General features: G+C 48.6%; 27 protein-coding genes. 16 read left to right on the top strand and 11 right to left on the bottom strand.

Translation table 11 applies throughout. The features are described 5' to 3' along the window. Nucleotides 1–3: 3 nt before the first annotated feature. The 8 genes from glyQ to AB3G37_RS00265 form a co-directional block, all read right to left on the bottom strand. Nucleotides 4–918, bottom strand: coding sequence for a glycine--tRNA ligase subunit alpha (gene glyQ, locus AB3G37_RS00300; RefSeq protein ID WP_369789351.1), 915 nt, complete (start codon nucleotides 916–918; stop codon nucleotides 4–6). Between the two features lie 106 nt (nucleotides 919–1,024). Continuing rightward, nucleotides 1,025–3,109, bottom strand: a complete 2,085-nt coding sequence (locus tag AB3G37_RS00295; protein WP_369789350.1) for a flagellar biosynthesis protein FlhA — start codon at nucleotides 3,107–3,109, stop codon at nucleotides 1,025–1,027. Further along, complete coding sequence (gene flhB / locus AB3G37_RS00290; RefSeq protein ID WP_369789349.1) at nucleotides 3,106–4,242, bottom strand: flagellar biosynthesis protein FlhB; 1,137 nt, start codon at nucleotides 4,240–4,242, stop codon at nucleotides 3,106–3,108. Before flhB ends, AB3G37_RS00295 begins: the two co-directional genes overlap by 4 nt. Continuing rightward, nucleotides 4,229–5,020, bottom strand: a complete 792-nt coding sequence (gene fliR, locus AB3G37_RS00285) for a flagellar biosynthetic protein FliR (protein ID WP_369789348.1) — start codon at nucleotides 5,018–5,020, stop codon at nucleotides 4,229–4,231. Before fliR ends, flhB begins: the two co-directional genes overlap by 14 nt. Before the next feature lie 3 nt (nucleotides 5,021–5,023). Then, the gene (gene fliQ / locus AB3G37_RS00280; RefSeq protein ID WP_009638836.1) at nucleotides 5,024–5,296 is read right to left on the bottom strand and encodes a flagellar biosynthesis protein FliQ; all 273 of its coding nucleotides are present in this window, start codon (nucleotides 5,294–5,296) and stop codon (nucleotides 5,024–5,026) included. Between the two features lie 3 nt (nucleotides 5,297–5,299). After that, the gene (fliP, locus tag AB3G37_RS00275; RefSeq protein WP_369789347.1) at nucleotides 5,300–6,058 is read right to left on the bottom strand and encodes a flagellar type III secretion system pore protein FliP; all 759 of its coding nucleotides are present in this window, start codon (nucleotides 6,056–6,058) and stop codon (nucleotides 5,300–5,302) included. Beyond that, nucleotides 6,055–6,459: a flagellar motor switch protein FliN gene (fliN, locus tag AB3G37_RS00270; RefSeq protein WP_369789346.1), complete on the bottom strand. Its 405-nt coding sequence runs from the start codon at nucleotides 6,457–6,459 to the stop codon at nucleotides 6,055–6,057. Before fliN ends, fliP begins: the two co-directional genes overlap by 4 nt. Next, the gene (locus tag AB3G37_RS00265; RefSeq protein ID WP_369789345.1) at nucleotides 6,452–7,375 is read right to left on the bottom strand and encodes a FliM/FliN family flagellar motor switch protein; all 924 of its coding nucleotides are present in this window, start codon (nucleotides 7,373–7,375) and stop codon (nucleotides 6,452–6,454) included. Before AB3G37_RS00265 ends, fliN begins: the two co-directional genes overlap by 8 nt. A gap of 385 nt (nucleotides 7,376–7,760) precedes the next feature. Here AB3G37_RS00265 and AB3G37_RS00260 point away from each other — a divergent pair, with 385 nt between their 5' ends. Genes AB3G37_RS00260 through AB3G37_RS00220 form a run of 9 tightly spaced genes read left to right on the top strand, consistent with a single transcriptional unit; the run spans nucleotide 7,761 to nucleotide 16,743 of the window. After that, entirely contained in the window at nucleotides 7,761–8,783 is a 1,023-nt protein-coding gene (locus tag AB3G37_RS00260; RefSeq protein WP_369789344.1) for a sigma-54 interaction domain-containing protein, read from the top strand. A gap of 34 nt (nucleotides 8,784–8,817) precedes the next feature. Next, on the top strand, nucleotides 8,818–9,186 hold the full coding sequence (locus AB3G37_RS00255) for a flagellar hook-basal body complex protein FliE (RefSeq protein ID WP_369789343.1): 369 nt from the start codon (nucleotides 8,818–8,820) through the stop codon (nucleotides 9,184–9,186). Nucleotides 9,187–9,195: 9 nt separating this feature from the next. After that, nucleotides 9,196–10,800 carry a flagellar basal-body MS-ring/collar protein FliF gene (gene fliF / locus AB3G37_RS00250; protein WP_369789342.1) on the top strand — a complete coding sequence of 535 codons (1,605 nt, stop codon included), beginning with the start codon at nucleotides 9,196–9,198 and terminating at the stop codon, nucleotides 10,798–10,800. Nucleotides 10,801–10,810: 10 nt separating this feature from the next. Continuing rightward, nucleotides 10,811–11,824, top strand: coding sequence for a flagellar motor switch protein FliG (locus tag AB3G37_RS00245; protein ID WP_369791030.1), 1,014 nt, complete (start codon nucleotides 10,811–10,813; stop codon nucleotides 11,822–11,824). Beyond that, nucleotides 11,824–12,486 (top strand): flagellar assembly protein FliH, encoded by a 663-nt coding sequence (gene fliH, locus AB3G37_RS00240; RefSeq protein ID WP_369789341.1) that lies wholly within the window; start codon nucleotides 11,824–11,826, stop codon nucleotides 12,484–12,486. The genes AB3G37_RS00245 and fliH overlap by 1 nt, the downstream gene beginning before the upstream one ends. Further along, the gene (fliI, locus tag AB3G37_RS00235) at nucleotides 12,473–13,795 is read left to right on the top strand and encodes a flagellar protein export ATPase FliI (RefSeq protein WP_369789340.1); all 1,323 of its coding nucleotides are present in this window, start codon (nucleotides 12,473–12,475) and stop codon (nucleotides 13,793–13,795) included. The genes fliH and fliI overlap by 14 nt, the downstream gene beginning before the upstream one ends. A gap of 9 nt (nucleotides 13,796–13,804) precedes the next feature. Further along, entirely contained in the window at nucleotides 13,805–14,242 is a 438-nt protein-coding gene (gene fliJ, locus AB3G37_RS00230; RefSeq protein WP_369789339.1) for a flagellar export protein FliJ, read from the top strand. A gap of 31 nt (nucleotides 14,243–14,273) precedes the next feature. Beyond that, nucleotides 14,274–15,782 (top strand): glycosyltransferase family 2 protein, encoded by a 1,509-nt coding sequence (locus tag AB3G37_RS00225; protein ID WP_369789338.1) that lies wholly within the window; start codon nucleotides 14,274–14,276, stop codon nucleotides 15,780–15,782. Continuing rightward, nucleotides 15,769–16,743: a hypothetical protein gene (locus tag AB3G37_RS00220; RefSeq protein WP_369789337.1), complete on the top strand. Its 975-nt coding sequence runs from the start codon at nucleotides 15,769–15,771 to the stop codon at nucleotides 16,741–16,743. Before AB3G37_RS00225 ends, AB3G37_RS00220 begins: the two co-directional genes overlap by 14 nt. Before the next feature lie 24 nt (nucleotides 16,744–16,767). On the opposite strand, the gene flgN is transcribed toward AB3G37_RS00220, so the two are convergent. From flgN to flgA, 3 genes are all read right to left on the bottom strand, one after another. Further along, nucleotides 16,768–17,193: a flagellar export chaperone FlgN gene (gene flgN / locus AB3G37_RS00215; RefSeq protein WP_369789336.1), complete on the bottom strand. Its 426-nt coding sequence runs from the start codon at nucleotides 17,191–17,193 to the stop codon at nucleotides 16,768–16,770. Between the two features lie 5 nt (nucleotides 17,194–17,198). Continuing rightward, nucleotides 17,199–17,462, bottom strand: a complete 264-nt coding sequence (gene flgM / locus AB3G37_RS00210; protein ID WP_369789335.1) for a flagellar biosynthesis anti-sigma factor FlgM — start codon at nucleotides 17,460–17,462, stop codon at nucleotides 17,199–17,201. Nucleotides 17,463–17,586: 124 nt separating this feature from the next. Beyond that, on the bottom strand, nucleotides 17,587–18,390 hold the full coding sequence (gene flgA / locus AB3G37_RS00205; RefSeq protein ID WP_369789334.1) for a flagellar basal body P-ring formation chaperone FlgA: 804 nt from the start codon (nucleotides 18,388–18,390) through the stop codon (nucleotides 17,587–17,589). Nucleotides 18,391–18,479: 89 nt separating this feature from the next. Here flgA and AB3G37_RS00200 point away from each other — a divergent pair, with 89 nt between their 5' ends. From AB3G37_RS00200 to flgH, 7 genes are all read left to right on the top strand, one after another. Continuing rightward, on the top strand, nucleotides 18,480–18,830 hold the full coding sequence (locus AB3G37_RS00200) for a flagellar basal body protein (RefSeq protein WP_369791029.1): 351 nt from the start codon (nucleotides 18,480–18,482) through the stop codon (nucleotides 18,828–18,830). Between the two features lie 2 nt (nucleotides 18,831–18,832). After that, the gene (gene flgC / locus AB3G37_RS00195; protein ID WP_369789333.1) at nucleotides 18,833–19,258 is read left to right on the top strand and encodes a flagellar basal body rod protein FlgC; all 426 of its coding nucleotides are present in this window, start codon (nucleotides 18,833–18,835) and stop codon (nucleotides 19,256–19,258) included. Between the two features lie 3 nt (nucleotides 19,259–19,261). After that, complete coding sequence (locus AB3G37_RS00190; protein WP_369789332.1) at nucleotides 19,262–19,945, top strand: flagellar hook capping FlgD N-terminal domain-containing protein; 684 nt, start codon at nucleotides 19,262–19,264, stop codon at nucleotides 19,943–19,945. Between the two features lie 26 nt (nucleotides 19,946–19,971). Then, entirely contained in the window at nucleotides 19,972–21,168 is a 1,197-nt protein-coding gene (flgE, locus tag AB3G37_RS00185) for a flagellar hook protein FlgE (RefSeq protein WP_369789331.1), read from the top strand. Further along, nucleotides 21,168–21,899, top strand: coding sequence for a flagellar basal body rod protein FlgF (locus AB3G37_RS00180; protein WP_369789330.1), 732 nt, complete (start codon nucleotides 21,168–21,170; stop codon nucleotides 21,897–21,899). The genes flgE and AB3G37_RS00180 overlap by 1 nt, the downstream gene beginning before the upstream one ends. Nucleotides 21,900–21,929: 30 nt before the next feature. Beyond that, entirely contained in the window at nucleotides 21,930–22,715 is a 786-nt protein-coding gene (gene flgG, locus AB3G37_RS00175) for a flagellar basal-body rod protein FlgG (protein WP_369789329.1), read from the top strand. A 61-nt stretch (nucleotides 22,716–22,776) separates the two neighbouring features. Then, nucleotides 22,777–23,442: a flagellar basal body L-ring protein FlgH gene (gene flgH / locus AB3G37_RS00170; protein ID WP_009638814.1), complete on the top strand. Its 666-nt coding sequence runs from the start codon at nucleotides 22,777–22,779 to the stop codon at nucleotides 23,440–23,442. Nucleotides 23,443–23,454: the final 12 nt, after the last annotated feature.

Here is a 23,454-nt window from a genome sequence, read left to right as displayed (position 1 = left end):
TTCTCACTTCTCGTTCTTTTTGCACATCGGGAAGCCCAGCGCCTCGCGGGAAGCGTAATAGGCTTCAGCCACCCCTTTGGTCAGGGTACGGATGCGCAGAATATAGCGCTGACGTTCAGTCACAGAAATCGCTTTACGCGCGTCCAGCAGGTTGAAGCAATGTGCCGCTTTCAAAATGCGTTCGTAAGCAGGCAGAGCCAGCGGTTTTTCCAGCGCCAGCAGCTTCTGTGCTTCTTTTTCGTGCTGTTCGAAACTATGGAACAGGAAATCCACGTCGGCGTATTCGAAGTTGTAGGTAGATTGCTCCACTTCGTTCTGATGGAATACGTCGCCGTAGGTAGTTTTACCCAGCGGGCCGTCGCTCCAGGTCAGATCATAAACGCTGTCTACGCCCTGAATGTACATCGCCAGACGCTCGAGACCGTAGGTAATCTCGCCGGTCACCGGCTTACACTCAAGGCCGCCAACCTGCTGGAAATAAGTAAATTGGGTCACTTCCATGCCGTTCAGCCAGACTTCCCAGCCGAGACCCCAGGCGCCCAGAGTCGGGTTTTCCCAGTTATCTTCAACGAAACGGATATCGTGAACGGTTGGATCCAGACCCAGCTCTTTCAGCGAGCCAAGATACAGCTCCTGAATGTTTTCCGGCGAAGGTTTGATCATCACCTGGAACTGATAATAGTGCTGCAGGCGGTTAGGGTTTTCACCGTAACGGCCATCGGTAGGACGACGAGAAGGCTGAACGTAGGCGGCAGCAAACGGCTCCGGACCCAGCGCGCGCAGGCTGGTCATCGGGTGGGAAGTTCCCGCGCCGACTTCCATATCCAATGGCTGCACGATAGTACAGCCCTGTTGTGCCCAGTAATCCTGAAGTGTCAGGATCAGGCCCTGAAAGGTCTTGGTATCAAACTTTTGCATGTTGGTTTCGCACGCGAGACAAGTGAGTTTATAAAGAGTCGGACAGTATACCCGCTGCACGGAAGATAATCAGCATCAGATCGGTTAATCAATTTGTTGAAAATGCTTAAGCCAGCGTACCCATCACGCTCAGTGAAGTAGTGTCGGGGACTTCATTATAGGAAAGCACCGCCAGTCCTGCGGCAAAAAGGCTGGCGTAACGCGACAACAAAGGCCGCAGCTGTGGTGTTACCAGCAATACAGGCGGCTTGCCCAGCGCCTTCATCTGCTCATACAGCAAAGGCATATTATTTTGTAACTGCGTCAGGATATTGGGATCGACCGGAAAACCGTCCAATGGCACTTTCGAGGCTTGAAGTGACTGATTTAATGCCCCCAGCAGGATATTTTCCAACGCGCTGTCGAGGGTATATACCGCTAGTTCGCCGTTTTCCCCATTGATATTATTAACAATTGCATGGCGCAGGGCATAGCGCACATCGGCGACCAGCATAAAGGGATCTTTGGATGTCGCCGAGGTTTCCAGCAACGTTGAAGCAATAGTGACAATATCTTTCAGCGACACCTGCTCGTGCAACAGCTGGCGATACACTCGCAGCAGCTGGCTGAAATTCAGGCTAGTGTTGAGATCTTCGGCCAACCTCGGCGAAAGCTGTGAAAGGCGATTGCCGAGTAGGGTAATGTCGTCATAATTAAACAGCTCGGCCAAACGCTGGCGGGCAATTTTATTGACGTGAGTGGCCACTACGCTGGCACAGTCCACGACTTGATAACCCAGCCCCAACGCCTTGCCTTTGTTTTCCGGCGTTATCCAAGTGACCGCCATGCCATAAGCCGGGTCAATATCTACAATCCCATCAATATCACCGTACATCTCCGGGGTCGGGATAGCCATCAGCCTATCGCCGTGGACTTCCCCTACTCCAATGCGAACCCCGTTGATATATATCGAATATTGCGCCGGCTTCAGTCGAAAATTTTCACGAATACGAATTTCGGGCAGCAGTACGCCGCAGGTTTCAGAAATCACCTGGCGAACGCCGCGGATGCGCTGGGTTAGAGGACTGCCTTGCTGCGAATCGAGCAAAGTCACCAGCTTATAGCCGAGATTCAGCCCGATAGGCTCAACGACAGGGATTGAATCCCAGCCAACCGTCGGCGCACTGTCAGCAGACAGCGACTGGGTAATGGCCTCAATCTCGTCGTCAGGCCGCGCCAGGGCTACTTTTTTTGACTGACGCCAGGCCGCAAACGCCAGCAGTGCGGTGAAGCATAAGAATACCAGGTGCGGCATGCCGGGCACGATGGCCAGCACAAACATGACCAGCGCGGCGGTGTAAAGCACGGTGGGTTTCGCTAATAATTGATGCTTGATCTCATCCGTCATGTCCCCGCCGTCGCTGACTCGGGTAACGATAATTGCCGCCGCAGTGGCCAGTAAAAGCGAAGGAATTTGCGAGACCAGTCCGTCACCGATTGTTAGCAACACATACTGCTGAAACGCCTGGCCCGCACCGAGATCGTATTTAAAAATACCAATACAAATGCCGCCGATGACGTTGATTAACAGGATCATGATCCCCGCTACCGCATCGCCACGAATAAACTTCGAAGCCCCGTCCATTGCGCCATAAAAATCAGCTTCGCTGCTTACTTCTTTTCGGCGTAGTCTGGCCTGCTCCTGATTGATAAGCCCGGCGTTCATATCGGCGTCAATTGCCATCTGCTTGCCCGGCAGTGCATCAAGCGTAAAACGTGCCGAGACCTCGGAAATACGTTCAGCTCCCTTGGTCACCACCACAAAGTTGATGATCATTAGAATCACGAAAACGACGAATCCGACCACGAAATTGCCGCCGATCACAACCTGGCCGAAAGCTTCGATGACTCGCCCCGCGGCACCAACGCCTTCGTGGCCATGCAACAACACAACTCGAGTAGACGCTACATTCAGCGTGAGTCGCATCAAGGTGGTGATCAGCAATACTGTCGGGAAGATAGCGAAATCAAGAGGGCGGCGGCTGTTGACGCTGACCAGCAGCACCAGCACCGAAAGCACAATGTTGAAGGTGAACAGGATGTCCAGCACCAGCGGTGATAGCGGCAAAATCACCATCGCCAGAATGCTGAGTAATAAAACGGGTACGCCTACGTGGCAATTTTTTAGGAACTTTATTATTTGTTTCATCATTTTATTTCGCCAGGAGGAATGAGCGTTTCAGTAGGGATCTCAATACATTTATTCAGCTTCGGTTTCTCAGCCTGACCGGTGCGCCAAGATTTAATTTGCAGCACATAGGACAATACGTGTGCGATTGCCCGATAAAGCTGCGCGGGAATTTGCTGATTAACGTGAGTCGTGTAATAAATAGCCCGCGCCAGAGGGGGGAATTCAACAATTTCGACCTGATGGTTACTCGCCACCTCGCGAATATAAAGGGCAATATCATCCTGCCCTTTCGCCACAATATAGGGTGCTGTAGCGCGATTAGGGTCATATTTAAGCGCCACCGCATAATGAGTTGGGTTGGTAATAATAACGTCTGCCAGCGGTACGGTACGAGTTATTTGCCCGAGAGCTAATTGCCGCTGTAGCTGGCGAATCCGGCCCTTAATCTGCGGATTGCCGTCATTACTTTTAAATTCCTCTTTGACCTCATGCTTGGTCATTTTCATCTTTTTAGTAAACATGAATTTACTGAGAGGAATATCAATCAGGGCAAATAAGGCAATACTGCCGAGAATCTCGAGCATCACATCGTCATAAATTGAAAAGCCGCGCACAATCGCTTCATGTAACCCCAGAGACTGCAGTTGCATAAAGGCCGCCAGAGAACCGGTAATCATTGCGTATAAAATCGCCAGCAACACTGAGCACTTGCCCAGCATCTTGAAAACTTCCATGACGTGACTGCCCGAAAACAGGCGTTTAAATCCGGCAATTGGGCTTATTTTCTTGATATCAGGTTTTATTTTTTCCAGAGAAAATATCCAGCCACCGGGGATTAACGAGGCAATGACGCCAGCAGCGGGGATCGGCAATAAAGTTGCCAGGATCTTGAATAGAATAAGCATGTTACGCAGCATAAATTCACCCATAGCGCCGCTATCATCCTGTCGCCCTGCCATTGCGCCCATGGCAAGAAAAGACTCCTCAATAAGATGTTTGTAATAAGGAAAAAAAAACGAGAGTGTAATAAAAGAAGCAATCAATCCTGCTGCCAGAGTGACGTCTTTGGCTCGTGGAATATCGCCTTTTTTGCGCGCCTTATTTAACTTTCCCGATGTGGGTTTTTCACTTTTATCTCCACTACCTGACGACATCCTGACCCCTTAATAAATCTAAATGCCGTAAGACTTCGTTGGTTAAATTAAGATAGTGCTCGGGTACATTTGTAACCAGCAGGATTAAACACAGCAGACCAAATAACATACATATTGGAAAACCTAGAGAAAACAGGTTAAGCGCAGGCGAAATTCTATTAAGTAAGCCAAAAACACCCTGTACCGTCAGCATAATAAACGTCGTAGGCAGCGCCATTAACGTCGCCGCTGACATAATCCATCCCAGGCTAAGTGCCAGATTGCGCAATGAAGCAGTATTAATTGCCTCACCCATCGGCCAAAAAGTAAAACCTTTATAGAGAATAGTGATAAATAGCAGATGGCAATCCATGGAAAAAAACAGTAAGGCGCTCATTGCGAAAATAATCTGTGAAATCACCGTTGTCGATGCGCCACTGCTGGGGTCATTCATCACAGCCATGCTTAGCCCCATATTCATCGACAAAATACTTCCCGCAGTCTCCAATGTGACAAACACCATTTGCAACATCATACCGAACAGCAAGCCCCAGAGGATTTGCTCCCCCATTAAGACCAGCGCTTTCATTGAAAACAGTTCACCAATTAACGGAGGGTGATGCAGCATTGGAGTCATCAGAATAGATAAGAGTAATGACGCTACGATTTTAAGTTTTCTGGAAAAGGCTTTCTGATCCAGAATCGGGCAGAAATGTAAAAAGGAAAGGATACGCACAAAAGGCAACCACAGCGCCAGCAGTGGCGAAACCAGCGCATTGATATCGATATCCACCATCATTATTTATCCCACCCACTTTGCGGCTTGAACAAAGATGCCAATGGTGAAATCAGAAAGCTGGGTAATTATCCATTTTCCGCTGAAAATCAACACGCCGAGCGTCACCGCAAGCCGGGGAAGAAAGCTCAGCGTCTGCTCGTTGATTTGTGTCACTGCCTGAAAAATGCTGATGCAAAGGCCCACCACCAGGCTCGGAACAATCGCCACCGCCGAGATGATTAGCACCAGACGCATACCTTCGGCCACAATATCTCCAGCCGTATCGAGATTCATCATGTTTTAGAATCCCTGAACGCTGGAGGTTAGCGTGCCGACAATCAGAGTCCAGCCGTCGCAAAGCACAAACAGCATCAATTTAAACGGTAGGGAGACAATCAGAGGTGATAGCATCATCATCCCCATCGCCATAAGAATGCTTGCGACAATTAAATCGATCACCAGAAAGGGGATATAAATCATAAAGCCAATCTGAAAGGCGGTTTTTAATTCACTCAGCACATAAGCCGGCGTTACAACGCTTAAATCCTGGTCCTGAGCTTCCCCCGTAACCTTAGCAATACCCATCATCTGATCCAGCGCCTTTTTACTGGTCTGCGCCAACATATAATGTTTAAGAGGGAACTCTGCTTTAGCCAAACCCTGTTTTAGTGAAATTTCATCGTTCTGAAAAGGGACAATGGCCTCACTGTAAATTTGCAGCCACACTGGCCGCATTACCAAAAGCGTCAATGCCAGCGCAATACCGGTGAGGATTTTATTGGGTGGGCTTTGCTGTAATCCCAATGCCTGACGAAGCACTGCAAGGACAATAATAAAGCGGGTAAAGCAGGTGGTCATCAGCAGCATGATCGGCAGCAGCCCGAGCAATGTCATCAAAATCAGAATTTCAATTTTGACGTTGTATTCTTGCCCCGCTCCCTGCGCGACAGAGTTGAACAAAGTAATATCACCTCCGGCCGCTAAAAGCTGAGGTGAAAAACTCAATCCTGCTCCCAGCAGTAAACAAGCGATTAACTTTGGATGTAACGCCAATCTCATAAAATGAACTCATTGAGATCGCGGCTGTTGAATTCGACTAATCGCAGCCCGTATTTATCGTTAATCACTACGACTTCGCCTTTGCCGAACAATATACCGTTGACTTTAACGTCCAGGGGTTCTCCAGCCAGCTTGTCCAACTCAATAACCGAGTCTTTATTCACTGTCATTAAGTCTGCCAGAGAGAACTCGGCAGAAGCGACTTCTAGTGTCAGCGTTACGGGAATACGGCTAAACAACGACATTTTACGTCTGATATTTTCTGGCGTGCTCTGATCCTGATTAAGGACTTCTGCCGTTGCAGGGGTATCCCCAATACTATTGTCCAACGTAAATAACTCATCGGAATTAATAAAATCAAAGTTGCTGTCCGCCTGGAACCCATCCTGCTGCTCAGTCATGTTTAATCTCGCTAGTAATATCCTGAAATTCAGAAAAGAAGAGTTTTCCGCGATCTTCTGCAATCATCGCGCTAAAGATTTGCTGTTTACCAACAAACAGTGGGATTGAGTCAGGGAGTGAAATTGGCAGTATTCTGCCCTTCTTCAGCTCCATCAGCTGTGACAAAGTTAGAGTCAGGCTGCTTAATTTGCCGTAAAGTTTTACCGGTAATGTTTCGAGCATATTTGTTGAGGCACCTTGCCCGCCGTTAGCTTTGGTTAGAACGGCATAACTTTTTAGGGTGCCAAACTCTTGCGGATGACGAAGTGCATTAAGTAAACGGTCAACATTACCGCTGTCTAAAAATAAATGAAATGCTCCCTTACCTCCGGCTAGGATAAAGCTGATGCGGTAAGCCCATTTGCCAATCATCACTGAATGCTCCGTCCTGGACTCAAGTTGTTTACCAAACTTTTCTTGATTTAGAATTACTTGCGACAGTTCAATGCCCAGCTTGTTTTTCAGCCGCTCTTCGGTTTTCGACGGCACAATATTGGACTGTGTTAACTCGTCAGGGGATTTCAGATTTGGCAATAAACTGGCGATGTCATCTCTGTTTAAACCGTAATAATCATTGAGGATGTTCAATAATAAAAATCGATCCAGATCAAACCCTATGTGTCCCGCCTCATTGCCATAAACCTCAACATTTTTATCGACACAGTCAGCATTGAATTGTATATCTTCTAAAGAAATATTCATTCGGTATTTTTTTAAAAAATAACAAACAAAATTGACATCAATCAAATCAAAACAAGATTTAAGCAACTTGGGCAATTTATGATAAGGCCGGCCTAATTTCTGGACATCAAGTTTAATAAGATTTAACAACTCACTACTTTGATATATTTTTTTGTTATTACTTATCTCGCTCATTCATTCACCAGGTAGATTGCTAGGAGATTTTATTTCGACAATTTGAAACCTATAAAATTAAAATTGCAACTACAATATACTTACAGTTAATAAATATCACCTAAACCATCGTGAAAAATAAATTAATTTAAGTAAATTTAATTATCACAACAATAGAAATCATCATTCGATGAATAAAATATAAATCATAAGCTTAAATTTCGTGAATATAATGATAAAAATTATCATTTATCATCACATTAAAAAACTCACAACCAAAAACTACCAGACAAGTCCTGTTCAAAGATAAATACAAATTACTTATAATTAAATTGGTCTTACACAGAAGACATCGAAAATACATCGGCCAGCCTCTATGAAATCAAGCCTAATAGGTGGAGCGAAAATGCACGTATACAATAATACTGAAGATGACGTGGGTTATATCGCTCGATCGCAATCCAGCTTGAATGTAATGGCTCTTTCACGACGAGTGGCCAAATTTAGTGTTCCCACATTAATTACTGGTGAAACCGGAACAGGGAAAGAACATGTTGCTCGCTATATCCACCATTGTGCTTTAGGGGATTCTTTCCCCTATATTGCGGTGAATTGTGCAGCCCTTCCGGAAAGCATGATTGAGGCAATCCTTTTTGGTCATGTTAGAGGAGCCTTTACTGGAGCGCATGAAAGTGTAAAAGGTAAATTTGAGCAGGCCAATGGCGGAACTCTATTACTCGATGAAATTGGAGATATGCCTTTAAACTTACAATCCAAACTGTTACGAGTATTGCAAGAGCAGGAAATCGAAAGAATAGGCAGTCATAAGCGCATCCCTTTAAACATCCGACTAATAGCATCGACTAATAAAAACCTCGACAATGAGGTTGCAATTGGAAACTTCCGCGAGGATCTGTTTTACCGCATCTCGGTAGTGCCAATTCATATTTCACCGTTACGCGAAAGACCAGAAGATATCCTTCCGCTGACACAGGTATTTATAAAAAAATATCAAGCATCAGCCGTTAATAAAGCCCGCCTTTCATCGCAGGCGCTGCAATTGCTTGAGAGATATTCCTGGCCAGGTAACGTGCGAGAGTTAGAGAACGTTATTCAACGCGGCATTATTCTTTGCGATAATGCGCTTATTACGCCTAAAGATCTTGCCCTGCCAATAGCTGGCCAATCCTCAATACTGATCCCGACAATTAAACAAATTTCTCAGTCAGGCCTGCAAGATGATGGCTCAAAAAATCATATTAAACAGCATGGTCGACTGGCCGAATATCAATACATCATCGATCTTTTACGCCAATGCCAAGGCAACAAGTCTAAAACTGCACAGACGCTGGGAATTACTACGCGCGCTTTGCGCTACCGGCTGGCCTCTATGCGACAAAATGGTATCGGCATTGATTGTTGTTCATAAATCATTTTTCGACCCTCAAGCAGGATTAGTTCAGATGGAAAAGCTCTCCGCAATTGGAATGGAAAATGCCCAACGGCAAATGTTGCAGGATATGCAACGCATGGTAATAAGCACTGACAGCATTCAGGAAACGGCATCCCCGTATCGTTCTGTTACTAATAACGGCATATCGACTGCTCCGAATATTTCTTTTTCCCATGTTCTTGAAGATGCCTTGAATAAGGTGAACAACATTCAGGTTAGCGCAAGTAATAAGCAAACCGCTGTCGATATGGGAATCAGCGATGATTTATCGACCACCATGCTGGAGAGTCAAAAAGCCAGCGTGGCTTTCTCGGCACTAGTTCAGGTGCGCAATAAATTGACCACCGGTCTGGATGACGTAATGAATACAGCTCTTTAAGGCTAAATTGTGTTTGAGAAAATAAAACAATATTTACTACTACTGCAATTCCCAAGCAGTAAAAATTCGATCATGTTTGCCGCCGCGGCTGTGTTTCTTACGGCGGTAATTACATTCTCGCTGTGGAATTCTAATCAGGGATTTATAGCCCTGTTTGGTTCGCAAGAAAATATTCCTATGGCACAGGTTGCGGAGGTGTTGGGCGGTGAAGCTATCCCTTATCGTGTCAATCCAGATAACGGACAAATTCTGGTAAAAGAAAATGCGCTGAGCAGGGCGCGTATGGCGCTTGCCAGTAAAGGAATTAGCGCAATTATACCCACCGGCTATGAGCTAATGGATAAAGATCAGGTGCTTGGAAGCAGCCAATTTATTCAGAATGTACGTTACAAACGTAGTCTGGAAGGCGAGCTGGCGAAAAGTATTATGGTTCTCGACGCCGTTGAGCATGCTCGTGTTCATCTGGCAATTGTCGAATCCAGCTCGTTTGTGGTCAACTCACAGCCCGATAGCAGCGCTTCGGTCGTTATTCATCTGCGTTATGGAAAGCAGATGAATGATCAGCAGATTGGCGCGATTATCCAGCTGGTTGCAGGCAGTGTCCCTGGAATGAAAGCGGAAAATGTACGTGTAGTGGATCAGCACGGTAACCTGCTTTCAGAAAATTATCTTGCCCAGCGAGAAGGCACTCCCAATGCCAAAAATGGACACGATATTGCCGAAAAATTAAGAAATGAAGCCACTACCAATCTGAGCAATCTGTTGGTTTCAATTGTCGGTGCCAATAATTTCCGAATAAGTGTCTCTCCAACCTTAAATCTCAATAAAGTCGAAGAGACTCAAGAACGCTATATCGGCGCGCCTCGAGTCAGTGATGAAAATGTTAATCAGGAAAATACCACCAATGAACTGGCGCTCGGCATCCCCGGTTCGTTAAGTAATCGGCCTATCAACAAAGCTGATACGTCCTCTCCACAGGCACTTTCCACCCGAAACCAGGCACAGCGCAAATACGCCTATGATCGCAATATTCGCCACGTGCTTTTTCCCGGTTATACCCTGGAAAAAATGAGTGTTGCGATTGTGCTCAATCAATCGGCGCCGCAGTTGGCAAAATGGAAGGCCGAGCAGCTTACTCCGCTGAACAAACTGATGATTGATGCAGCGGGTCTCGACCTGTCTCGCGGTGATTCTTTAACCCTGAACATGATGGCCTTTAGTAACCCTCCTGAAATCGCTCTGCCGATCGTTCGTTGGTGGCAGGACAGTGCGGCACAAGAATGGGCCAAACTTGGATTGATGGCTTTGATTGCACTACTGATTGCCCTGTTTGTAGCACGCCCGCTGATCCAGCGTTTCACGGCCAAAGAAGCATCCTCGGAAAATACCGAGAATACGCAAGTTCCTGTCGAGGTGGCTTCTCAGGAAGCTTCGGAAAGCATCAGTGATCTCACCAGACGAAACGTCTTTGCCGAAGATGACGAATTCCTGCCACAAAGCTCTGGGATCGAAGAAAGAATTCGCTGTCTGCAAGCCCTGACCCATTCAGAAACCGAACGGGTCGCTGAAGTTATCAAACAATGGATTAACTGTAATGAGCGATCTGATTCTTAATAAAAACCCGATGTCGGGATTTGCCTCTCCAGGTTCTGATCACACCCGTGTTGAGCAGGCCGCAATTTTACTGCTAAGCATTGGCGAAGAGGCAGCCGCCAATGTCATGCAGAAATTTAGTCGCGAGGAAGTGATCCTGGTCAGTGAAACTATGGCTCGGCTGCGTGGGATCAAACTGTCGCAGGCGCGTTTGGCTATCAATGATTTCTTTGCCGATTATAAGGAGCAAAGCGGCATCAACGGAGCTTCTCGCAGTTATCTGCAAAATATTTTGCAGGGCGCACTCGGCGGAGAAATCGCTAAAAACGTCATTAACGGCATCTACGGAGATGAAATTCGCTTTCGCATGGCGCGCTTACAGTGGGTCGATACTCTGCAGTTATCGGCGTTGATCGAGCAGGAGCATCTGCAATTGCAGGCCGTGTTTTTGGCTTTTTTACCGCCGGACGTGGCCGCTGAGGTGCTGTCGTATCTTGAGTCGAGTCGGCAGGATGAGGTGCTTTATCGTATTGCCAAGCTCCACGACGTTAACCGAGATGTGATTGCCGAGCTCGACAGGTTAATAGAAAAAGGGTTGGCAATGCTTTCTGAACACGGTTCAAAAGTGACCGGAATTAAACGCGCGGCCAACATCATGAATCGTATTCCCGCCAACCAGCAGCAGATGCTGGATGCCCTCGCGGAGCGCGACGAAAAAGTGGTTAACGAATTGAAGAATGAAATGTATGAATTCTTCATCCTCAGCCGTCAAAATCGCGAAACCTTGCAAAGCCTGATTGATGAAATCCCGTTAAATAACTGGGCAATTGCGCTAAAAGGCACAGAACCTGTTTTACGTAATGCAATTTATGGTGCGATGGCCAAACGCCAGGTGCAGTTGCTGAAATCCACCATCGAACGCCTTGGTGCAGTGCCTGTTAGCAGAATCGAGCAGGTACGCAAAGACATTATGGCGCAGGTGAGGGAAATGGCCGAGCAAGGCGAGATTCAGATTCAGCTCTTTGCAGAAAGGACCCTCGAGTAATGGTGCTTAAAAATGGGTTACGACCCGATACCGAGACAGGCGATATTCCGCGTCTTTACCCCTTTCCTCCTTTGCGTAAAAGGCCTTCGGGTGATAACGAAGAACAGCTCGACGACACGCAATATCAACAACGGCTGGTCGAGGGATTTCAGGATGGGGTGAGTCAGGGGTTTATCGAAGGTAATCTCAAAGGCCGTATCGAGGCGCAGCAGATTGAAAAAGCCGCTTTTCAGAAAGCCTCACGCCCTTTTTCTCTGCTTATCGAGCAGATGAATCAGGCGTTGGCGGGACATGAAATCCGTCGCCGTGAAGAACTTTTACAGCTGGTTGAAAAGGTCACCCATCAGGTGATCCGCTGCGAATTAGCTCTGCAACCCACGCAAATTCTGGCGCTGATCGATGAAGCGTTAGCAGGATTACCGGCTAAACCTGAACAGCTTAAAATTTACCTTAATCCACAAGAGTTTCAGCGCATTCAAGATATTGAACCTGAAAAAACCTTGGATTGGGGCTTGAAAGCTGACCCTGAGATGCAGGCAGGGGAATGCCGAATTATTACGGAAAGCGCCGAGCTGGATATTGGCTGCAAGCACCGTCTTGACCAATGCATGCAGGGATTACAGGCAAACTTGCTTCCCGAGACGTCGTATGAAGCCCGCTAATTATCTCGACGATGCGCTTAAATCCCTTGAAAACATCAGCCTCGCGCGAATTGCCGGCAGGCTTACTCGCGTTAGCGGGATGCTGCTGGAATGCGTGGGCTGCTGTCTGGCAATTGGCCAGCGCTGTCAGGTGGAGGCGCTTCACGGCCAGTTAATCAAGGCGCAGGTCGTCGGATTCAACCATGGCGTGACCTTTCTTATGCTATTTAAACCCACTACCGGGCTGATAGCCGGGGCGCGAGTTTTACCTGCAGAAAAAGAGAGCGCACCTCTGATTGGCGACAGTTGGTTAGGCAGAGTCATCAATGGGATAGGCGAGCCGATAGACGACAAGGGGAAACTTGGTGGCGATACGCCATTACAGCAACCCTTGCCACCGTTGCATCCACTGACTCGCCGCGCCATTGATACGCCGCTGGACGTCGGAGTCAAAGCCATTAACGGCCTGCTGACGCTGGGTAAAGGACAGCGCGTCGGACTCATGGCGGGGAGCGGCGTCGGTAAAAGCGTTCTACTCGGCATGATAACCCGATACGCCGCAGCTGATGTCGTGGTGGTAGGACTGATTGGCGAGCGCGGGCGGGAAATAAAAGAGTTTATCGACAACGCATTGCAGGTCAGCGGTCTGGCGAAATCAGTGGTTGTCGCGGCTCCGGCCAACGAATCTCCTCTGATGCGCATCAAGGCCACCGAGCTTTGCCACTCCATCGCAACCTACTACCGCGACAAGGGCCTCGACGTACTGTTGCTGGTAGATTCATTGACTCGTTACGCCATGGCGCAGCGCGAAATTGCGCTTTCACTGGGTGAACCGCCCGCCACCAAAGGCTATCCGCCTTCAGCATTTAGCGCCATTCCAACGCTGGTCGAAAGCGCGGGAAACAGCAATAGCAACGGATCGATGACTGCCATTTATACCGTTCTGGCCGAGGGTGACGACCAGCAGGACCCAATTGTCGACTGCGCTCGCGCAGTGCTTGACGGTCATATTGTGTTGTCTCGCACGCTCGCCGAGTCAGGACATTATCCGGCGATTGATATCAACCAGTCGATTAGTCGCTGCATGAATCAGGTGACTACCGCACGCCATCAGCATAGCGCTCGCCAATTCAAATTACTCAACGCAGATTACTTGGGTATCCGGCCACTGATCCCTCTGGGAGGTTATGTAGCTGGCGCTTCAATGGCGATTGACCGTGCCGTGAATCTTCAGCCGGTAATTGGGCAATTTTTACAGCAAGCCGTTGATGAAAATGTCTCCTTGGCAAAAGCCATCGCCACAGTGATCAACATCGGCTCAACAGAATAAGGGGTTGTGATGGATAGCAATATCAATACTTTGCATCACCTACAGCAGATGCGGGTGCGAGCTGTCGAAAAGCTTGTCGGACAAGTGGGGCAGCAAAAACAGCAGTGCCAGCGTTTCCAGAAAAATGTCAGCGCACTGACTGGCCTTTATGACAACACGCCCGAAGCGGCCGGGGATTGTGCAGTGCTGATGAACAATCAGTCGCGCTATAAGCACCATCTTCAGCGCATCGTTGACTGGCAAAAACAGGAGCAGATTCTGGCAGAAAAGCAGCTATTTATATTGAATAAACAGCTACTTGTCGAAGCTTGCAAAGAAAAGGCGGTCGATGTTTTGCTCGCGGCTCAACGCCTTGAGTATTGCAAAATGCGGGACCGTAAAGAGCAAAAGCTCACTGATGCGGCGTCGGTGCAATGCTGGTTACGGCAGCGATCAAAGATTCTTTAAGACTATTTAGAAAAGGAATTTTCCGTTGAGTGTGAAAAACAAAAAAACCACCATGGCGCGTGCTGGAGGCAAAAACCTACTAACCACGCTCATCGACAGGCAACGCGAGCAAGCGCCGCTGAGTGCCGATAAATTTCCCTTTATCAGCATCGTGACGCCAAGCTTTAATCGTCGCCATTTCTTGCCTTATTTGCTTTATATGTTTCAGTATCAGGATTATCCGGCGCACCGACGTGAGTTGGTGATCCTCGATGATTCAGAGACCAGCAGTCAGGATTTGATCGATCAGCTCGTAGATGCCGATAGCGGGGAAAATATTCGTTATATTTTCAGCCCAAAACGACTGGCATTAGGTGAAAAACGCAATAAATTAAACGAGTTGGCGATAGGTGAATACATTATTTGTATGGATGACGACGACTATTATCCGGCAGATAAAATCAGCTATACATTGCACGAGATGAAGAAAAACCGGGCGATGTTTTCGGCCTCCGGGCAGATTTATATCTGGTACAGCCACCTGAACAAGATCTACAAAACCGTCAAGTTTAGCGACAATTTTGCTCTCAACGGCACCTTTGCCTGTCATCGGCGGTTTCTCAAAAATCATCGCTATGAAGATCAATGTATGCTCGGCGAAGAGCGCGGTTTTCTCAATGATTTTACAGAAACGGTACTACAAATTGCGCCCGAGAAGAGTATTTTATGCATCTCGCACAGCGCGAATACCTTCGATAAAGATTTTGTGATGGGCAGCGCCACCCCCGCCGAGTTCACGCTGGAAGACTGGGTGACCGACAAAACGTTATTAGCCCACTACCGGCGCATGAGTCACGCACCGGTATCGCAAAAGGTTAACTGGCAAGCGTTTGAAAAAATCATCGTGATTACCGAATCTGACGACCCGGAAAAGGGGTTGGACCTGCAAAAACAGTGGACCGCACTGGGCATGAGTCCCAGTCAACTCATGGTTTTTCCTTTGCATAAGCATTCAGTACACGCCATTGCCGAAAGCCAGACCCATCTCGATATTCTCACTTTGGCCCAGCGCTCAGGCTGGAAAAATTATCTGCTACTCAGCGACGACGTTCAATTTATTCGCCAAGAAAAAACCGTGTTGGATGTGAATAAATTTATTCATGCGCTACAGCAAATTGACTGGAAAGTCGCGATGCTGGGCGCCGATCACATAAATATTTCGATACTAAACAGCCTAAATCGCGTAGTTCGAATTAACCAGGGTGAAGTGCCCTGTGCCTATGCGGTCAACCAGCCGTATTACTCGACTTTGCTTAAAAATTATCAACAGGGATTGGCTCTGTTATCAGAAAACTCGCTGACGGAAGAATACCGCCTGGATAAATATTGGTCTTCCCTGATGGCTACAGATTCCTGGCTGGCGCTATACCCGAGTTTTGCCTATTGCCCCACGCTCTGGAATGAAGAACAGCAAAAATATCTGGATTCAGCCCATCGATTTTTCAGAAAAGAAGCCCGAGTCGCAGATTCAGAAGAAGAAAATCAACATGCCGATGATTAAGCGCTATACCCCAAACTATGTGGTGAAGTTCAAGCAGACTTCAACATACTGTACTTGCCTGAGCTGCAAAAAGTCGCCTCCAAAAACGGCGCTGGTGACGCAACACTGGAAAAATCAACAACGTGAAAGTGTGTCTCTGCGCTGTGAAAGTGCCTGCCGGGCAGTCCTGCTCGATCCTCAGGCTTTTATGTTGGATGATAGCAGTCTGGTTACAGAAGAAAATCAGGTCCGACAAGAGTTTACTGCGTTTGAGCAAGCCTTGAATCAGCAGTGTATTAATCTGGCGATTGCCCCGCAGCCAAGTTTTGAAGAAAGCCTGTTTGCCCTTGGAATATTGGTCAGCAAAGCCGAAAGTCTCGATCCTCAGGCCGGCGAATCTCTCGACGCTCTGTTAAACATGGCAGCAGATTTACAGGCGCTGGCTGAAAATGGTCAACTACAGCAGCAGTACATTTTATTACCCCCAGTGCCGGAAATTCAGGCCAAAGCCTTTAAAACATTGGGTAAAAAGTCTTTTGCGTTTGCTTTACCAAAATTGCAAAAAATGGCGTTACAGATGGCTTTGAGTGAGCTATCCCTATTGAGTCCAGCGCAGTTTGCCGAACGCCATGATGAGATAAAAACTGTCTGGCAAGATAGTTGCACGCCCTATTTCGCAAAGCACTCGCATATCTGGCGTAATTATTTGCTTTATTGCTTGTATCATCAGCCGTTTAGTCCGACCGTATCTCACCGCATAACGGACTGTTATTTTGAGCTGCTTGCTGATATTTACGAATTAAAAACACTGCTGGCGATAGCTTTATCGAGTGATATCGCAATGGATGAGGATAGCGTAATTAAAATATTCACTGCCTTTCATCAGGCAGGCGAAAATCAGCAGGAAACCAACCCAGGCAAGCACGATTTGGGAGATAAAACGAATAATCTGCTGAATGCTCTGGCGCTTATTTGTCTCTGATCGATCCTGAAAAAACAGCGATACTCAGCGGTAATAAAGTTCTTCTGACTCCTGCTGCAACAAAGGGGCCAGAATTGCCTGCTGCATTCGAAGCAAAACGCCATTGCGTTCATTAAGTATTTTACAACTATTAGCGTGATGAGCCAGCTGCTGCCATAGCGCACGGAGCGATATGTGATGTTGAGGCGCAACCTGAAGCAATACTCCTTCAAAACCTATACTGCTGGCTGGAAGCCCCAACAGGCTAAACAGCTGCAGGCGTCGTTGCGTGCGATCGTTTAACTGCCCATAGATTTCCATTAGCCTGAGATTCATCGCCATCAACGCCCTCCCACGCCGTTCAATCAGCAGCACTCTCTGCTGCCTGAGTAGTTCAGACAGCAACAGGTAATCTTTTCTATCTTCATTCAGAACGATTACCAGAGATTTGAGATCTTCATTGCCATCCATTCGCTTCAGCCTTTGTAAAATTGCTGCAAGCTTTCGGCTAGAGTATCCAGACAAACGTCCATCTTGCCGTCGGCAATCGCCGCCTTGATGCATGCAACCCTTTCTGTATCTATCTCTGGCATGTTCGCTAGCTTTTCTCTGGCCTGTTTAAGAGTCTCGCAAAGCGTTGCCTCTTTAACAGAAGGGTTGTTAACGCCCTCTTTTGGCTGCGCTTTTTTATCAATTCTTGTCGAATCTATCGGCCTCAAATTCAGCGGATTAATTTTCATCACACTCTCCTGGTGAAGGCATCAACGTTACCCTGCAGCGCAGGGAACGAAAATTTTTTTTCATACTGCCTACAGGCGTCAGCCGATCGGCAAAACTTTAATATTATTTTGCTCTACTGCCCCTTCACTCTTCGCCTTTTTCTTCTGCTGAACCAAGAGTTCTTACTTCGCCCGCCTCGGTAATTCGCGCCATGACCATTTTGTGACTTGCCAGATTTTTGACTTTGATAATATCGCCCTTATGGCCCTTTTTAGCAGCCTCTCCCAGAGTATGTGCGCTAATTCCCTGTTCTTCGGCAATCATCGTCACGACCTGACCGCGTTCAACCAACAAAGGTTGTTCAAGCAGTGACGCAGACAGCGGTTGCATAGCCTGTGCGCGTCTTTTCAGGGTCAGGCCCAGCACATCTTCCGGCTGTGTTAGATAGCCACCGTTCATATTGGCTATATTGCGCTTTTTTAATTCAATATCACTCGCCAACACTCGACGCCCGCGCGCAAGATTTTTTTTCGCGACCCACACCGGCAGATAAACATCAGGTTTTATCGTCACCGCCACCTCCCAGCCCTGAGCATCCTCACAGCGAATGTCATAACGCAGCCGCTGAAAACTGCTACGGTCATTGGCCGGTATTGCAACGACCAGCGCAGAATGGCAGGACGAATATTGGGCAATCTCACCAGGTATAAAAACGCTGAATTTCGCGCTGAAATCTTGCCACTTTTGCAGTTTTGCCTGCGCGTTAACTTTTGCGGTAGCGGCCTGAATCGCCTCGGCATAGACCTGTTTACGCGCACTTATCGTGGCGGAAAAGGCCGTTGACGAGAGCATTAAGCCCAACAGCATTAATGCGCGCAGGCGGAAATTCCGCAGGAAAACGCCTTTCCGCTTATGGAACATATAAAAATCTAACTCATTGAAAATCATGATATTTAATCCTGGCATAGTTGTTGCAAATGAATGGACTATGGAGAAATACCCGCGCAGGGTTCGATGGGAAATTGGGGGGAAGTTTTATGGGTATTAGTTTTGAGAAATCCTTAGGCGTTCATCCTGCGGCCTTACAGCTTCGACTGACCAGAGCAGAGCTGTTAGCGGCAAATTTGGCGAATGTAGACACACCTAACTTCCAGGCAAAAGATATTGATTTTTCTTCGGAAATGCAACGCGCCAGACAAAGTTTTGGAATGGCTTCAACAGTGCAATTGAAATATCGCGTTCCTTATCAACCGTCTAAAGACGGCAACAGCGTTGCGCTCGACGTTGAGCAGGCTGAGTTTGCTAAAAACACTCTCGATTATCAGACAAGTTTGGCTTTTTTGAATCTGCAATTTAGCGGGCTAAAGAAAGCCATTGAAGGGAAATAAGTATGGCCTTTACTGATATTTATCGCATTTCTGCCTCAGCCATGACAGCGCAAACGGTCAGGCTAAATTCTATCGCCAGCAACATGGCCAATGCTGAAACCCCGGCAGCCAATGCACAGTCGGTTTACAAGGCACGCCATCCGCTGTTTGCGGCGGTTTATCAAAATAGTCAGCTGATGGATTTTAAAGCCGTTGCCGGTGCGAGAGTACAAATTCTCGACGTCACGGAAACTCAGGCCAGCGTGCAGCGCTATGAGCCAAATCATCCGTTGGCCAACAAGCAAGGCTACGTTTTTTACCCTGATATCAACGTGGTAGAGGAAATGGCCGACATGATGTCTGCTTCGCGCGGTTTTGAGACCAATGTCGAAGTCCTGAATAACGTGAAAAGCATGCAGCAAAGTTTGCTGAAGCTGGGAGAGGCTTGATAAATGAACGTCAACAACCGTACCACCGGCCAGCAATTGACTCCTTACGCCGCCGAGGCGGTGCCACAAAGCAACAGCGTCGCGGGCAAGGAAAATATGTTTATGCGCCTGATGCTTGAGCAAATGACTCATCAAGACCCCAGCAATCCTACCGACAGCAATCAGATGGCTAACCAGTTCGCGCAGATGGCACAAACCGAATCGCTCACTACTGTGGCGAAGCTGATGAACGCCAATAATACGTTGATGGATAACCTGCAAACGTTGAGCACCGCCAATCTGGTAGGTAAGCAGGTAATGGTGCAATCGGACAGCGTTGACCTGAAAAATCAGCCAATTGAAGCCCGCATAACGCTAAAAAACCCGGCCTCGGTTGTGACCCTCCATCTCAAAGATAAGCAAGGTACGGACCACACTATATCGCTTGGAAAACTGCCGGTCGGCCAAAACGGTTTCTCTCTCGATCCGCAAAAAAATGGACTGCCAGCGGGTGAATATACCCTCAGCATCGTGACCGATACCGGAGAGAAAAGCCCGACTATCGAGCTGGCTGGCACGGTTAATACGGTACGGATCTCCCCGGCTGATGGGCAAATACTACTGGATATCAACGGGCTTGGTGATGTGCCTTACAACCAGATCACCCAGTTTGGTCCTGCCCATAGCAAGCCTGCACACAGCTTTTAACTCTCTATTAATCAAGGAATTTTATCGTGAGCTTCAGTATCGCCACTTCAGGTTTAGACGCCGTGACTCAGCAGATGAACAGTGTCAGTAATAATATTGCCAACGCGGGAACCGTGGGATTCAAGTCTGGGCACACCCAATTTTCCGCCCTCTATGCCAACGGTCAGCCAATGGGTGTTGGCGTCAGTAAAATAGCGCAAAGCATAACCCGTAAAGGCAACTTTTTGGCTTCTGACAGCGAGCTGCATCTGGCTATCAATGGCGCAGGATTTTTTATCGTTCGCGATAGTTCAGGCGCGCCGGCCGTGACACGCGCAGGTACTTTTGGTTTCGATAATCAGGGCAGACTGAGCAGCAACGGCATGCTGTTGCAGGGGCATGGCGTTGATGCCAAAGGCGCATTGCAAACCGGCGCTTTGACGGATCTGAAAATCTCCAACGGCGCGATACCGGCCAAGGCCAGCGATACACTGGGCTTTACCGCCAATCTGGACAGCAATGCAAAAGTGCCGACCACAAAAACGTTCGACCCTGCCGATGCCAGCAGTTTTAATTCGCAACACACCAGTGAGGTGTATGACTCTCTCGGCGGCAAACATCAGCTGACGCAGTATTTTGTGAAAACCGGCGTCAATAAGTGGGACGTTCACTATGTCGCCGACGGTAAAGTGTCGAGCACTCCGCCGCAAAGCCTGACCTTTAACAGCAGCGGTAAATTACTTACCCCGACCGGCCCGCTGATGCTGAACTCGATCTTTACCCCGACGACGGGTGCCGCCGCGATTTCACTTGCCGTGGATTATGCCGGGACCAGTCAGTACCAATCGCCATTTGACGTCACACAGGATAAATCCAACGGATACCCGACCGGCCAAAAAACCGGCCAAAGAATTGATGAAGACGGCACGGTTTACGCCACCTTCAGCAATGGCGAACGCTTGTTGCAGGGGCAGCTTGTGCTGGCCAACTTCCGTAATCCCAACGGCCTTAGCCCGCAGGACAACACGACCTGGCAGCAGACCAGCGCCTCGGGAGAAATGCTGACCGGCAATCCGGGAACAGGTCTATATGGCAGCATCAAGGCATCAATGCTTGAAGAGTCAAATGTCGATTTAACCGCCGAACTTGTGGGACTGATGACCGCTCAGCGCAGCTATCAGGCTAACACCAAAGTCATCAGTACAGATAACAGCATGATGACCGCGCTGTTCCAGGCACTGTAATGGACCACCTTATTTATACCGCTGTCAGCGGCGCAACACGCAGCCTCGACCAGCAAGCTATCCACGCCAATAATCTGAGCAACGTCAATACTCAAGGATTTCGCGCCGATCTGGAAAGCGCGCAGGCGCAGCGCATAACGGGTGCCGGTTACAACACTCGTTATCTGGTGGAGGAGAAAAATGCCGGGGTGGATTTGACGCAAGGTCATGCCGACGTTACCGGTCGCGATCTGGATATCGCTATTCGCGGCGCGGGCCTAATTGCCGTTAACAGCGATGCAGGAGAAGCCTATACCCGCAATGGTTTAATGAACGTGAACGATAGCGGCGAACTCACCATCGGCGGTTTGGCGGTACTTGGTGATAGCGGCCCCATCATTCTGCCACCTTACAAACATATTTCGGTGGGCAGCGACGGCACGATTTCCATTATTCCAGCCGATGGCGACGTAAGCGCAGAGCAGGATATCGACCGTATCAAGCTGGTAGATATTGCCGCCAAAAGTCTGCACAAAAATGCTCAGGGTTGGCTAGTGGCAAGCGGGCGCGCCCTCGCACGCAATGACGGCGTAGAGCTTGAGGCCCGGCATCTTGAAGGCAGCAATGTGTCTGCAGTCAGCGAAATGACGGCCAGCATTGCCCTGACTCGCCAGTTTGAGGCGCAGATCAAGATGATGAAAGTGGCAGAGGAACTGGCTGAGGCCGGCGATCGTTTACTGCGAAACAGTTAATCAATTCATTGAATTTAAAGGATAGACCCCATGAATCCTGCGTTATGGATAAGCAAAACCGGGCTAGCGGCACAAGATGCCAAGATGAGTGCCATCTCCAATAACCTCGCCAACGTTAATACCAACGGCTTCAAGCGCGATCGGGTCATCTTCCAGGACTTGTTTTACCAGAATCAGCGCGCTCCCGGCGGCCAGCTGGATCAGGCGCACATTGCCCCGACCGGTATTCAGTTTGGTACCGGCGTTAAAGTTGTTGGCACCCAAAAGCAGTTTACCCAAGGCTCGAATCAGGTCACCAAAGGCAACCTGGACCTGGCAATTTCAGGTCAGGGATTTTTTCAGATCGAAAATGCCAACGGCGATATCGCCTATACCCGTGCCGGAAACTTTCAGTCCAGCCCGGACGGTACGTTGGTCACCGCAGAAGGATTACCGGTGATCCCGCGGATTGAAATTCCGGCGAATACCAAAGAGTTACACATCGGCAAAGACGGCACAGTGACTGCAAGCGTCGGTGGAGAGGCAGACCCGGTCGAGGTTGGCCAGATTACGCTAGTCAACTTCGTTAACGCTGGCGGTCTGGAGGCTCTCGGCTCCAACCTCTATAAAGAAACTGCTGCCAGCGGTGAAGCTGTCGAAGGTGTGCCGGGCGAAGACTCATTTGGACAGCTCGAACAGGGATCGCTGGAAGGTTCCAACGTTCAGGTAGTGGAGGAGATGGTCGACATGATCACCGTTCAACGCGCCTACGAGATGAACGCGAAGATGGTTTCGGCCGCGGGCGACATGCTGAAGTTTGCTACACAAACGCTGTAAATCCGCCATCTGCGCGATGTTAATCCGTCAGGTTCGGCATCGCGATGAATAAAAAGATCCTATGAAAAACAAATTATTAAGCGGGCTGATTATTTTGTCATTGAGTGGCTGTGAAAGCTCTTCGATGATGGTGCATAAAGACGATGCCGCGTTCGCGCCGCCTGAAAACCTGCTCCAGCCTCTTACGCCAAACAGCGGCGGAGGGCTGTTTCAAAGTGGCTATAACTGGTCGCTGACTCAGGACCGCCGCGCCTATCGTGTCGGCGACATTCTGACCGTAAAGCTGGACGAATCCACCCAATCGAGCAAACAGGCCAACACTCACTTCGGCAAGAAAAATGATGCATCCATCGGCGTGCCGGAGATCTTCGGCAAATCATTGGACAAGCTCGGCGGCTCGGTGTCGGGCAATCGTAAATTCAACGGCGATGCCAGCTCTGAGCAGCAAAATATGCTGCGCGGGGCGATAACCGTTGCGGTCCATCAGGTGCTGCCCAACGGCGTGCTGGTGATCCGTGGTGAAAAATGGCTGACCCTCAATCAGGGTGATGAATATATGCGCGTCTCGGGACTGGTCCGCGTGGAGGATATCGAGCGCGACAACTCCGTTTCCTCACAGCGTATCGCCAACGCTCGCATCTCTTATTCTGGCCGTGGCGCGTTGAGTGATTCGAATTCGGCAGGCTGGCTAATGCGCCTGTTCAACCATCCTTTCTTTCCCATTTAACCGCAGCGACAT

This window comes from Rouxiella sp. WC2420, assembly GCF_041200025.1.
Taxonomy (GTDB): Bacteria; Pseudomonadota; Gammaproteobacteria; order Enterobacterales; family Enterobacteriaceae; genus Rouxiella.
This window is presented reverse-complemented; position numbering and strand designations above follow the sequence as displayed.